Source organism: Pedobacter sp. 22226 (assembly GCF_052045455.1).
GTDB lineage: Bacteria > Bacteroidota > Bacteroidia > Sphingobacteriales > Sphingobacteriaceae > Pedobacter > Pedobacter jeongneungensis.
Map to the genome: position 1 here is coordinate 397,364 of NZ_JBQEPB010000005.1, position 13,196 is coordinate 410,559.

General features: G+C 40.0%; 9 protein-coding genes. 8 read left to right on the plus strand and 1 reads right to left on the minus strand.

The window, feature by feature from the left end:
* Positions 1-225: 225 nt before the first annotated feature.
* The 4 genes from ACTJKC_RS13855 to ACTJKC_RS13870 all read left to right on the plus strand — a co-directional run bounded on the left by ACTJKC_RS13855 (position 226) and on the right by ACTJKC_RS13870 (position 7,065).
* Positions 226-2,133 carry a DEAD/DEAH box helicase gene (locus ACTJKC_RS13855; RefSeq protein WP_344852958.1) on the plus strand — a complete coding sequence of 636 codons (1,908 nt, stop codon included), beginning with the start codon at positions 226-228 and terminating at the stop codon, positions 2,131-2,133.
* A gap of 240 nt (positions 2,134-2,373) precedes the next feature.
* Positions 2,374-4,215 (plus strand): alpha-L-fucosidase, encoded by a 1,842-nt coding sequence (locus tag ACTJKC_RS13860; RefSeq protein WP_440792724.1) that lies wholly within the window; start codon positions 2,374-2,376, stop codon positions 4,213-4,215.
* A gap of 69 nt (positions 4,216-4,284) precedes the next feature.
* Positions 4,285-5,871, plus strand: a complete 1,587-nt coding sequence (gene bshC, locus ACTJKC_RS13865; RefSeq protein ID WP_440792726.1) for a bacillithiol biosynthesis cysteine-adding enzyme BshC — start codon at positions 4,285-4,287, stop codon at positions 5,869-5,871.
* A gap of 108 nt (positions 5,872-5,979) precedes the next feature.
* Positions 5,980-7,065, plus strand: a complete 1,086-nt coding sequence (locus ACTJKC_RS13870) for an Ldh family oxidoreductase (RefSeq protein ID WP_440792728.1) — start codon at positions 5,980-5,982, stop codon at positions 7,063-7,065.
* A gap of 197 nt (positions 7,066-7,262) precedes the next feature.
* On the opposite strand, the gene ACTJKC_RS13875 is transcribed toward ACTJKC_RS13870, so the two are convergent.
* Complete coding sequence (locus ACTJKC_RS13875; RefSeq protein ID WP_440792730.1) at positions 7,263-7,730, minus strand: DUF4293 domain-containing protein; 468 nt, start codon at positions 7,728-7,730, stop codon at positions 7,263-7,265.
* A 257-nt stretch (positions 7,731-7,987) separates the two neighbouring features.
* On the opposite strand from ACTJKC_RS13875, the gene truA reads away from it, so the two are divergent.
* The 4 genes from truA to dctA all read left to right on the plus strand — a co-directional run bounded on the left by truA (position 7,988) and on the right by dctA (position 13,061).
* On the plus strand, positions 7,988-8,755 hold the full coding sequence (truA, locus tag ACTJKC_RS13880) for a tRNA pseudouridine(38-40) synthase TruA (RefSeq protein WP_440792732.1): 768 nt from the start codon (positions 7,988-7,990) through the stop codon (positions 8,753-8,755).
* 81 nt (positions 8,756-8,836) lie between these two features.
* Complete coding sequence (locus ACTJKC_RS13885) at positions 8,837-10,606, plus strand: ABC transporter ATP-binding protein (protein WP_440792734.1); 1,770 nt, start codon at positions 8,837-8,839, stop codon at positions 10,604-10,606.
* 58 nt (positions 10,607-10,664) lie between these two features.
* On the plus strand, positions 10,665-11,690 hold the full coding sequence (locus ACTJKC_RS13890) for an isoaspartyl peptidase/L-asparaginase family protein (protein ID WP_440792736.1): 1,026 nt from the start codon (positions 10,665-10,667) through the stop codon (positions 11,688-11,690).
* An 84-nt stretch (positions 11,691-11,774) separates the two neighbouring features.
* On the plus strand, positions 11,775-13,061 hold the full coding sequence (dctA, locus tag ACTJKC_RS13895) for a C4-dicarboxylate transporter DctA (protein WP_440792739.1): 1,287 nt from the start codon (positions 11,775-11,777) through the stop codon (positions 13,059-13,061).
* The last annotated feature ends 135 nt before the right edge of the window (positions 13,062-13,196 follow it).

Here is a 13,196-nt window from a genome sequence, read left to right on the forward strand (position 1 = left end):
AGTTAACCAGTTTAAACAGTTAACCGAAATAAAAAAATAAAGCCCAAAGCCCATCTCCGATCTCCGTTTAAAGCCCATACATCATCCATTTTCCATCACCCATTTTACATTATCTGTTACTTCCTTATTTTCAAACATTTAGCATGAAAAACTATTTACCTGGTAATCTGTGAAATACGGAATATTAACCGTACCTTTGCGGCTCAATTAAAAATAAAAAGACGAATGACAAACCCATTTCAATTATTGGGGATAAGTGATGACGTCGTTAATGCCGTAAAGGATCTTGGATTTGAAACTCCAACACCTATTCAGGAGCAAAGTATTCCTGTACTGTTAGAAGGCACTAATGATTTTGTTGGTTTGGCCCAAACAGGAACAGGAAAAACAGCCGCATTTGGTTTGCCGCTGTTAGAACTAATCGATTTTAAAGTTAACAAACCACAGGCATTGATTTTATGCCCTACCCGTGAGTTATGCTTGCAAATCGCTAACGACCTTAAAAACTTTTCTAAAAACATTGCTAATGCCCACGTGGTTGCCGTTTACGGTGGCGCGAACATTATGCAGCAACTACGCGAAATCCGTCAGGGAATTCAGATCGTAGTGGCCACGCCCGGCCGTATGTTGGATATCATTGGCCGTAAGGCAATTGATTTTTCAAACGTTAAATATGTTGTGCTTGATGAAGCTGACGAGATGTTGAACATGGGTTTCCAGGACGATATCAACGACATCTTATCAACTACTCCTGATGACAAAAAAACCTGGTTATTCTCGGCTACCATGCCTGCAGAAGTTCGCCGTATAGCTAAAAACTATATGGATAACCCTGTAGAATTAACCATGGGCACAAAAAATACAGGTAACGTAAACATCGAACACGAATATTACATCGTTCGTGCACGTGATAAATATGCTGCCTTAAAACGTATTGTAGATTTCAACCCTGAAATTTTTGCCGTAGTATTCTGTAAAACCAAACTGGATACACAGGATGTTGCCGAGCATTTAATTAAAGATGGCTATAATGCAGATGCTTTACACGGCGATTTATCGCAACAACAACGTGATAAAGTAATGCAACGTTTCCGTGAGCGTAACATGCAGTTGTTAATTGCTACTGATGTTGCTGCACGTGGTATCGATGTAAACAATGTAACTCACGTAATTAACTATTCTTTACCTGACGAAATTGAAAGTTATACCCACCGTTCTGGCCGTACTGGCCGTGCTGGTAAAACCGGTATTTCTATCTGTATCATCAACTCTAAAGAATTAGGTAAAATCCGTCAGCTGGAACGTATTATTGGTAAACAATTTACTAAAGCTGAGTTACCTACAGGCTTTGATGTTTGTGAAAAACAACTATTCTCTTTAGTACACAAAGTACATAACGTAGAAGTTAACAATGAACAAATCGATCAGTATATTCCTCGTATCATGGATGAGTTTGCTGATTTATCTAAAGAAGATGTAATTAAACGTTTTGCTTCATTAGAGTTTAACCGCTTCCTGGATTATTATTCTAAAGCACCTGATTTAAATGCTGCAGTTGGCGACGACCGCGGTGCTGACAGGGGCGAAAGAGGAGCCGGACGCGGACGTGGTAGCGAAGGTTATACCCGTTTATTCATCAACTTAGGTTCTGTAGATGAATTTACCCGTGGCGATATGTTATCTTTTATCTGTAACAACGGTAAAATTGGTGGCAAAAGCGTTGGTAAAATCGATTTAAAAGGTGTTTTCTCTTTCTTTGAAGTAGAAGATGATGTTGCCGACAAAGTTTTTGAAGGCTTTAAATCAGTTGAATTCAACGGTCGTCAGGTACGTATCGAGAAAAGTGGAGACGGTGGTCGTGGTGAAGGCGCAGGTGAAAGACGCGGTGGCGGTGAAAGACGTAGCGGTGGCGGTTTCGGCGGAGAACGCAGAAGCGGCGGTGGCGGTGGTTTCCGTGGTGGCGACAGAAGAAGTTCTGGCGGCGGCGGAAGACGTGAAGGTGGAAACAGCGGTGGCGGTTTCAGAGATTTTTCTGGACGTAGCCGTGATGACAAAGGTGGTAACACCGGAGGTCCACGCAGAGAAGGCGGAAACCGTGAAGGTGGAAGCGGCGAGCGCCGTAAAAAATGGTAAATCACTAAACCAAATATTTTTACAAGCCGTCCCGATTTTTCGGGGCGGCTTTTTTTTTATCTTATTCGTCATTGCGAGAAGGATTTTTCAGCCGACGAAGCAATCTTATAACTATCACTATCTCGCGTGCACATTAGGATTACTTCGTGCCTCGCAATAACGAGCAATTTTATCAAAAAATATTATCGTTAACAGTATGTGAAATATTATATTTAACGTTTATATATACTAAACATCATTATGCGTTATTTAAGATTTCTGACCATATTATTCCTACTCTTTATAGGCCATAAACTTTCGGCACAACAAAAACCACGCGATCAAAAAATGCAATGGTTTGCTGATGCCAAACTGGGCATTTTCATCCATTGGGGAATTTATTCAGTTAATGGTATTTCCGAATCATGGTCGTTTTTTAACAACTACATCAATCATGATGCTTATATGAAACAGCTTAATGGTTTTACCGCTGCAAAATACAAACCTGAAGAATGGGTGAATTTAATTAAAGAAAGTGGTGCTAAATATGCGGTGATTACCACAAAACACCACGATGGTGTGGTCCTTTGGGATAGCAAAATGGCCAACGCAACCACAACCGTTAATAGCAGTGCAGCCAAAAAAGATTTAATCACCCCATTTGTAACCGAACTTAAAAAATCAGGATTAAAAACGGGTTTATACTTTTCATTGCCCGACTGGAGCTACCCGGATTATGATGGTTTTACCCGCGACAGGAAACGTTACGAGTATAAACAGGATCCCGTAAGGTTTAAAAAATTTCAAAATTACTTCCAGGGACAGTTAAACGAGCTTTCAACAAAATACAATCCGGATTTGGTATGGTTTGATGGCGATTGGGAGCATAGCGGAGAAGAATGGCAGGCCAAAAATATATTAGAAAATTTACGTAAGGTAAATCAGAACATTATTGTTAACTCCCGCTTAAACGGACATGGCGATTATGATACGCCGGAGCAAGGTGTTCCGGTAGTAAAACCAAACTCGTCAGAATGGGAGCTTTGTTATACCATGAACGATTCGTGGGGTTACCAGCCTTATGATAATCACTACAAATCATCCAACATGATTATCTGTACACTGGTTGATTGTATCAGTATGGGTGGGAATTTATTGCTGGATATCGGGCCAAAAGCCGATGGTACCATCGCACCAGAACAGGTTCAGATTTTAAAAGATTTAGGTCGCTGGACCAAAAAACATGGCGAAGCTATTTACGGAACGCAAGCCGGCATCACTAAAAAACATTTCAACGGGAAAACGGCGCTTTCGAAAGATAGAAAAACGCTCTTCCTCTACCTCGATTATAAAACAGATGAAGGCATTATGCTCACGGATATAAAATCAAAAGTAAAAAATATGCAGGTAGTTGGCGGTGGTCAGGTAAAATTCGCCAATATTAACGCTTCGGATTATATAATCAATATCCATTCAACTGATTTTGATCAGGATGTAACCGTAGTAAAAGTAAGTTTTGATGAACCTGTTGCTCTTATTGAAACCGAAAATGAAGCCATTTCATTAAAAGATTTATTTACAGCAAATAATAAACAGATTTCTGTTCCCTACAAACTGAAAAAATTAGCTGCAACTTTAGACAGGGGTATCAATATTTTTAACGACACTAATTTAGCAGCTGATGGAATGGATTTCAACGCTAACATTAAACCTTTCGATCAAACCGTGAACAACTGGGTAATCAAAAATGCGGAGGCCTTGTACAAAACATCAGGAGGAATTCCCGCAGGACATTATCAGGGAAATACTGCACTTTCTGCAGATAAACAGACGCTTTATTTATTTGTAGAAGGCAAACCTACTGGCCCAATCGCCATTAAAGGCTTAAAAAATAACATCAGCAGGATCAGGATTGTAGGGGAGGGTACCATGCTTCCGCACGAAATTTATAACAAATTGTATTGGAGCAAAATACCCGGAATTGTATATATACCTGTGCCTGAAGATAAGTTGGATCCTGAATTAACCGTAATTGCAGTTCTTTTAGATGGCCCTATCGATTTATACCGCGAAAAAGTTGGCGCAATTGAGAGTAACCTCTAATTATTTAACAATTGTAAAATAGTAACGCAACTTTATAATTATCCTTAAATTGCATTACTTTCGCACATCATGCAGGCAAAATATATCTCATATCAGGAAACCGGTTCATTTTCAAAACTGGTTTTGGATTATATTAATAACGAAGAACAGCTTCAGGCTTTTTATAGTTACCGCCCTGATATGGAGGGTTTAGCCAAAGCAATAAATAATAGAAATTTCCAGGGCGATCGTTCTACGCTGGTAAAGGTTTTGCAAAACCAATATCAGCATCTTCAGGCCAATAAATCGGTTAGCAAAAATATCGAACTGCTAGGCTTCGAAAATACCTTTACCGTTACCACTGGTCACCAGTTAAACCTGTTTACCGGCCCGCTTTATTTCATCTATAAAATTGTAACCGCCATTAACCTGGCCATTGAGTTAAAAATGGCACATCCCGACAAAAATTTTGTTCCGGTATATTGGATGGCTACAGAAGATCACGATTTTGATGAAATTAACCATGTAAGTGTTGATGAAAAAAACATCAGCTGGATACAACAAACCAATGGTGCAACCGGGCGGTTAAGCACCAAAACCGTCGCCGCTGCGGTAACCGCTTACAAAGGTTATCTGGGCATTTCCAAAAACGGAAAACGGATTGCCAGATTAGTAGAACAGGCTTACTTACAACACGATAATTTAGCTGATGCCACCAGGTTTTTAGTGAATAATTTGTTCGAAAAATATGGATTGGTGATTGTAAACGCAGACGATCCTCAATTAAAAAAACAGTTCGCTAATATCATTACCGAAGATATTATTCAGCACAACAGTGCGAAAAATATCGAAAACAGTTCGAAAAATCTCGAAGATTTAGGTTACAAGACTCAGGTGAATGGCCGCGATATTAATTTCTTTTACCTTATAGATAACCTGCGCGAACGTTTAATTTTTGAAAAAGGTAAATATACCGTCAATCATACCGACATCAGCTTTACTGAAAGTGAACTAAAAGCTGAAATCGAATCACATCCCGAACGCTTTAGTCCGAATGTAGTAATGAGGCCTATGTACCAGGAAGTGATTCTCCCTAACATTGCCTATATCGGTGGCGGAGCCGAAGTATCTTACTGGATGCAGTTGAAAGCAAATTTCGATTTTTATAAAGTTGATTTTCCGGTGTTATTATTGCGTAATTCGGCCTTGCTGATTGATAAACGCAGTGCGCAAAACTTATATAACCTCGGATTTTCTTTAGAAGATATCTTCTTACCTGTTGAAGAGTTAAAAAACATCTGGGTTAAGCGGAACACAACTGCACAGTTGAGTTTAGCTGATGAAACAAGGGCAATTAACAGCATTTTCGACCAGATTAAGTTAAACGCCTATAAAATTGATAAAACGCTTTCCGTATCAACCGATACAGCGAAGCAAAAAACCAATCATCTACTGGCTAACCTCGAAAAGAAGCTTTTCCGTGCAGAAAAAAGAAAACATGAAACCGCGCTATTACAGATTGATAATGTAAAGAAAAGGCTTTTCCCGAACGGAGCCCTACAGGAAAGAACCATGAATATTGCCCCCATGTATGTAAATTATGGAGAAGATTTTCTTTCTTCGTGCATTGAAAATTTCGAACCATTAGGCGGCGATTTTACGGTTTTATTGCCATAATTTTTAAATAATTCCGTCATTGCGAGGCACGAAGCAATCCTACAACTTTCGCTAAATTGAGCGCATTAAGATTGCTTCGTGCCTCGCAATGACGACTAATAGTATAAAATGAACTTCATCACCTTTACCGAAACCAACTTACGCGCCTTCACCTTCAACGTTTTTAAAAAAATGGGCTGCTCTGATGAACATGCTGAGCTGGCAACTGATGTGTTAATCCGTTCAGATTTACGTGGCATCGATTCGCATGGTGTGGCCCGGTTAAGTGGTTATGTTCGTCTTTGGGAAAAGAAAAGAATCAATGCTACACCAGATATTAAAATCGTACACGAAACGCCAACTACGGCAACGGTAGATGGCGATGCGGGTTTAGGTTTGGTGGTCGCGCCATTTGCAATGAAAGTTGCGATAGAGAAAGCCGAAAAATACGGAAGCGGCTGGGTATCGGTTAAAAATTCCAATCATTTTGGCATTGCGGGCTATCATGCTTTAATGGCGGTAGAAAAAGATATGATCGGTATCAGCATGACGAATGCCAGTCCGCTGGTTGCCCCAACTTATGCCAACGAACGTTTATTGGGTACAAACCCGATGTGTTATGCGTTCCCTGCGGGAAAATATCCTCCTGTAATTGTAGATATGGCCACAGCTGCAGCAGCAAATGGTAAACTGGAAATTGCCCAAAGAGCCAATAAAAGCATTCCGGATGGCTGGGTTCAGGATAAAAACGGCGAAAACTCTACCGATCCGAATGAGCTGAAAAGCGGCGGTTCCTTATTGCCACTGGGCAGCGATAAAGATCATGGCAGCCATAAAGGTTATGGACTGAGTGCCACAGTTGATATTTTATCTGCTGTGCTTTCAGGCGCCAATTACGGTCCCTGGGTGCCACCATTTGTTGCTTTTTTAGAACCTTCTGCAAACCCGGTTGGCGAAGGCCTGGGTCATTTTTTAGGTGCCATGCGGGTTGATGGTTTCAGGCCAGCGGCCGAATTTAAAGATCACTTAGATAATTGGGTAGAACGCTTTAAAAGTGCAAAAACCATTGATCCTGATAAAAAATTAATCATCCCCGGCGAACCGGAACATGAATTTGAACAGGAAAGAAAAATAAGCGGTATCCCGTTAATTGATATAGTGGTAAAAGACCTGAATGAGCTTGCAGTGAAATTGGGGATAGAAGAGTTGAAGTAAACTTGGGTTAACTGGTTAATTGTTGAAATTGGTTAATTGCAAAAGAAAACTTTAATAAAAGATCGTCATCTCGACTGGAATGCAGTGGAATGCCCGCCTGCTACGGGCAGGGAGAGATCTACCAAAATAGAATTCTCGACTTGCGTTGCACTCCGCTCGAAATGATGATACGATCCAACGCCAACCGCTTTCCGCTTTTATCTCAACCGCTCTGCCGAACGAATCAACCTTTCATCTTTGTTAATTCCAAAAATCGCCAATACAATAAATAAGATAGCCAAAGCTGGTAAATATGCACCAATACCGAAACTGGCACCTTCAATGCCCCCTGGTAATTTTTTCGCATAAATACTGCACCAGAAGGCGAAACCACCAATCAATATGATCGAAATAACAGCAAAGCGTTTTTGAAAAGTTCTCTTTCTGAAATTAAAAATATTGATGAAACAAAGGATAGCTATAGCAATATTGGTAATCAATAAGGGTAAAAATGCTTGTATTTTAAATGGAGAGCCTGCCTTGCCTGCAATAATTTGAAATAAGCCACTAGAGTACACGGCCATTTCTGTTCCTGTGGTTTGTTTACTGGCAATAGGCAAAAACAGCATTAAAATTAAAGTTAAAGCAGCTAAAAAAAACCAGATCGATTGTATTCTTTGTATCATGAATGTAAAATATATAACAACAAATCTAGCTTTTTTTGAGAAAAGAAAGAATAAAGTTCTTGAGTAGTTAAGCGCTTATTATAGTCAAATACGATTTAATAATAGATAGAAAGGATAAAATCTGTGTTTAGCTGTGTGCATCCGTGGTTAAAGAATCTTCGTTAAAGAACCATTTGCACCGAACGCCAAACTCCCGGCGCTAAACACTTCACTCATCACTTTGCCCTTTCCCCCTTAAACTGTATTTTTGCATCGCTTTGAGTAAAAAAAGGTATTTCATCCAATTGGCTTATGATGGCAGCTTGTATCATGGCTGGCAAATTCAACCCAATGCAATCACCGTTCAGGAATTGCTGGATAAAGCTATGTCTGTTTTTTTTCGTCAGCCGATAGAAACTCTAGGTTGTGGCCGGACAGATGCCGGTGTGCATGCCACTGATTTTTATGCCCATTTTGATGTTGGAGGCGTAGAAGAAGCGAAGGTTCTGAATGCTATTTCTGGTATTAACGCCATGCTGCCTTATCAGATTGCAGCAAAACGAATCATTCCGGTGCACGATGAGGCCCATGCCCGTTTTGATGCCACCGCACGTGCCTACAAATACTACCTTCATTTCGAAAAAAATCCTTTTAAGCTTAACCGTTCGTGGCTGATTAAAGATAAACTGGATGTAGAAGCAATGAACCAGGCTGCGTCACTTTTATTAAATTATACCGATTTCTCCTGCTTCAGCAAATCGAATACCCAAACCTTTACCAACAATTGCAAGGTAATAAAAGCTGTTTTCGAAAAGCAGGAAGATGGGTTGGTATTTACCATCCAGGCCGACCGTTTTTTAAGGAATATGGTGCGGGCGATTATGGGAACTTTGGTGCAGATTGGAAAAAAAGAAATAAATTTAGACGATTTTAAAGCAATAATAGAAAGCAAAAACCGCAGTAAAGCTGGCCAATCTGTACCCGCCTGTGGTTTGTATTTAGTAAAGATTGAGTATCCTTATATAAATGAAAGAATTAGAGGTTGATTTAATGAGTGAATGTGAAATGGCTATCGCCCATAATACTCACTCATTCACTCATTCAGAACTCACTCATTAAATAAAAAAATGGCAGTTACAGGCGACGTATATAACACCGGATTACTGAAACGTATTTTTCAATACGTAAAGCCCTACCGTGCCGTTTTTGTTTGGTCGGTTATTTTAACTATTCTATTGGCCGCCATTTCTCCTGTGCGCCCGTTTTTGATAAAATACACACTTGATCATTACATTTTAACCGGAAAATATGATGGTTTGGTGAATATGACGATGCTAATGATCTTCATGCTGGTGCTGCAAACGCTGATTCAGTATAACCATACACTTTTAACCAATACTTTAGGGCAATCGGTTATCCGCGACTTAAGGATCAATGTTTTTAACCACATTACCAGGCTTCGCCTTAAATATTTCGATAAAACACCCATCGGACAATTAATTACACGTACCGTTTCCGATCTCGAAACCATTGCAGATATTTTTTCGGAAGGTTTAATTTCCATGATCGGTGATAGTTTGCAGGTAGTAGTAATTGTTGGTGTAATGCTCTATACCGATTGGGAATTGAGTTTGGTGGTGCTTTTACCCATTCCGCTATTAATTATGGCCACCCGGAAATTCCAGAAAGCCATTAAAGTAGCTTTCCAGGAAATCAGGAATGAAGTATCCAACCTGAATACCTTTTTGCAGGAACACATTACTGGCGTTTCTATTGTGCAGTATTTCGCACGTGAAAAACAGGAATACCGGAAGTTTTATGCCATTAACAAACGTTACCGTGATGCCAATATCCGCTCTAACTGGTATTATTCTATATTTTTCCCGGTGGTAGAGTTAATTTCGGCCATGTCGTTGGGTTTACTGGTATGGTATGGTGCAAAAAGTATCCTTTCCAAGCCTTTAGATGTTACTCCCGGAACCATCACTCAGTTTATTATGTATCTGGGTATGGTGTTTACGCCGATCCGCCAGTTGGCCGATAAATTTAATACATTACAGATGGGAATGGTTGGTGCTGAACGTGTGTTTAAAGTTTTAGATACTGATGAAACTACACCCAACGAGGGTACGCAAAAACCTGCCAGATTAGAAGGGAATATTAAGTTCGAAAACGTTTGGTTTGCCTATAACGACGAAAATTATGTATTGAAAGACCTCTCCTTTGAGGTGAAAGCCGGCCAAACGGTGGCTTTAGTTGGGGCAACTGGCGCAGGTAAATCTTCTACCATCAACATCCTGAACCGCTTTTACGAAGTAAAAAAAGGAAATATTACGGTTGATGACATTCGTATCGAAGATTTTGACCTGGATTACCTCAGAAGCAACATCGCTACCGTGCTACAGGATGTTTTCCTGTTCTCAGATACGATTTTAAACAACATTACCCTCAATAACCCTGAAATTACTATCGATGAAGTGATAAACGCCGCTAAAAAGGTCGGCGCACACGATTTTATTGAACGTTTGCCCGGTGGCTATCAATATAATGTGATGGAAAGGGGCGCAACACTTTCAGCAGGTCAGGCGCAGCTGATTTCATTTATCCGTGCATTGGTGCACAATCCGGCTATTTTGGTTTTAGATGAAGCCACTTCATCAGTAGATACCGAAACCGAATTGTTGATCCAGAAAGCCATTGATAATTTAATGGAAGGCCGAACTTCGATTGTAATCGCCCACCGTTTATCCACCATCCAGAAGGCCGATCAGATTATTGTACTCGATAAAGGCGAAATCAAGGAAAAAGGCACACACCAGGAGTTGTTAAAGCTAAACGGCTATTATAAAAAACTTTACGATCTTCAGTTCTCTTCTAAAGGAATTGCTAAAGTTTAAAACTCATTTATTTTCAAGGATTTTCTTAATTTAACAGCTTCTTAAATCCAACAGGAAGATGAAATTATTAAAATTGATTGCCTTATTTTTACTTTCGGTGATAACTTTACAGGTTACTGCCCAGCAGAAAAAGTATGTAATGGTTATTCATGGCGGCGCAGGTACCATTCTTAAAAAGAATATGACTCCCGAAAAAGAAGCAGCCTATATAGCGGTCCTAACTCAGGCTTTACAGGCGGGATATGCCCAAATTAAAGCAGGTAAATCTAGCCTCGATGCTGTTGAAGCTACTATTCATGTTTTAGAAAACGATCCGCATTTTAATGCCGGCAAAGGTGCTGTTTTTACTCACGATGGCAGAAATGAACTCGATGCAGCCATAATGGACGGAAAAACGTTAATGGCAGGCTCGGTTGCCGGAGTAACGACCATTAAAAACCCAATTTCTGCAGCAAGGGCAGTGATGGAAAAATCGGAACATGTGATGATGGTAGGCGCAGGAGCAGAGCAGTTTGCCAAAGAAGTTGGTTTGGAAATCGTAGATCCGAAATATTTCTGGACAAAAGAGCGCTGGGATGGCCTGCAAAAAGCAATTAAAGAAGACTCAACAAAAGCTGTTCTCGATCATGGAAACAAAAAGTCGGAACTTTTGGGAATAAAAAATCACGATTATAAATTCGGTACCGTGGGCTGCGTTGCACTCGATAAAGCAGGCAATTTAGCTGCAGGAACCTCAACCGGAGGCATGACTAACAAAAAATATGGCCGTGTGGGTGATGCACCGATTATTGGCGCAGGTACGTATTGCAATAACGAAACTGCAGGTATTTCTTGTACCGGCTGGGGCGAATTTTACATCCGCAATGTAGTAGCTAAAACCATTTCCGATTTAATGGAATATAAAGGCATTTCAGTTGCCGAAGCTTCGAAAATTGTATTGGATAAAGTGGGCAAAATGGGCGGTGATGGAGGCTTGATTGCCTTAGATAAAAACGGTAACGTAGCAATGCATTTTAACACCGAAGGCATGTATAGGGGAACAATTACCGCAGATGGTAAAATTGAAGTTAATATTTATAAATAACTAAGTAGCTGTATTAATTAAAGCTTAAAGCTATTTGCACTAAATATAAAAATACACATATATATTCTTACTTATACCAAGCAAATGACATTTAAAGAATTTGTTAAGAAAATATTTGCCAATTTAACCTTTCAGGTTTTACTTGCCATCATTATAGGCATCTATGTTGGTGCTTATTTTCCTGGTTTTGCGCCCACGGCTAAATTAATCAGTCAGGGTTTTATTAACCTGATCAGCATGTTAATTGCCCCGATCATATTTTTTACTATTGTTTTGGGCATCGCACACATGGGCGATATGAAAAAGGTTGGCCGGGTAGGCGGTAAGGCACTATTGTATTTCGAAATTGTGAGTACGGTAGCCATTGCAATTGGTTTACTGGTGGCCAATATCTTAAAACCTGGCGCAGGAATGATCGCCAAAGCTGGCGATGCAACAAAAATTGCAGGTTATGCCGAACAAGCCAAAGAAATGAACTGGGCCGAATTTTTCCTGCACATCATTCCGCATAATGTAATTGCTGCTTTTGCAGAAGGAAACATCCTGCAGATTTTGCTTTTTGCCATTCTTTTTGGTTACGGACTGAATAAACTGGGCGACGAAGGAACCAGTGTTTTAAATGCTTTTGATAAAATATCGAAAGTGCTTTTTAAAATCATGAAGGTAATTATGCGTTTAGCACCCATCGGTGCTTTTGGTGGGATGGCTTTTAGCATCGGTACGCATGGCTTACAGAGTATAGTGGGGATGGCCAAACTGATGGGGTCGGTGTATTTAACCTGTATCCTCTTCATTTTTATTGTGTTAAACGGAATATGCAGATACTATAAATTCAGTTTGTGGCAGTACTTAAGATATATCCGCCAGGAAATTTTGATTGTATTGGGTACTTCATCTTCCGAATCGGCTTTACCTAGTATGATGCAGAAAATGGAATCCATCGGCTGCGATAAATCAGTTGTGGGTCTGGTTATTCCTACAGGCTATTCGTTCAATCTTGATGGTACCGCCATTTATCTGGCCATGGCAGTCATATTTCTTTGTCAGGTTTTTCATGTAGATTTATCACTCGGGCAGCAGATTACGGTTTTAGGCGTACTGATGGTAACTTCTAAAGGAGCGGCTGGAGTAACAGGAAGTGGTTTTATTGTGTTGGTATCAACCTTAACCGCTTTAAAAATTATGCCGATAGAACACATTTCCATATTGATTGGGGTAGACCGTTTCATGAGCGAAGCAAGGGCCATCACCAACGTAATCGGCAACGGAGTAGCCACAATTGTAATTGCCAAAAGCGAAAACCAGTTTGATGAAGAAAAGTATTTAAAGGCCATTCAGCCTGTAATGATAGAAAAAGAGGAAGAAGTTTAGTTGAGCAGTGAGCATTTGGAGGAATGAGTTTTGAGGATGCTTTGTAACTCCCAACTAAAAACTCCGAACTCCCAACTAATTACCTATCTTTGCAGCAGAAACATGCACACAGCTTGTTTAATTAATTCATAGCAC

Bases quoted from the DNA above. Each gene is read 5' to 3' on its own strand.
- dctA (WP_440792739.1), top strand. From the start codon at position 11,775: ATGACATTTAAAGAATTTGTTAAGAAAATATTTGCCAATTTAACCTTT.
- ACTJKC_RS13855 (WP_344852958.1), top strand. From the start codon at position 226: ATGACAAACCCATTTCAATTATTGGGGATAAGTGATGACGTCGTTAAT.
- bshC (WP_440792726.1), top strand. From the start codon at position 4,285: ATGCAGGCAAAATATATCTCATATCAGGAAACCGGTTCATTTTCAAAA.
- ACTJKC_RS13885 (WP_440792734.1), top strand. From the start codon at position 8,837: ATGGCAGTTACAGGCGACGTATATAACACCGGATTACTGAAACGTATT.
- ACTJKC_RS13860 (WP_440792724.1), top strand. From the start codon at position 2,374: ATGCGTTATTTAAGATTTCTGACCATATTATTCCTACTCTTTATAGGC.
- ACTJKC_RS13890 (WP_440792736.1), top strand. From the start codon at position 10,665: ATGAAATTATTAAAATTGATTGCCTTATTTTTACTTTCGGTGATAACT.
- ACTJKC_RS13875 (WP_440792730.1), bottom strand. From the start codon at position 7,730: ATGATACAAAGAATACAATCGATCTGGTTTTTTTTAGCTGCTTTAACT.
- ACTJKC_RS13870 (WP_440792728.1), top strand. From the start codon at position 5,980: ATGAACTTCATCACCTTTACCGAAACCAACTTACGCGCCTTCACCTTC.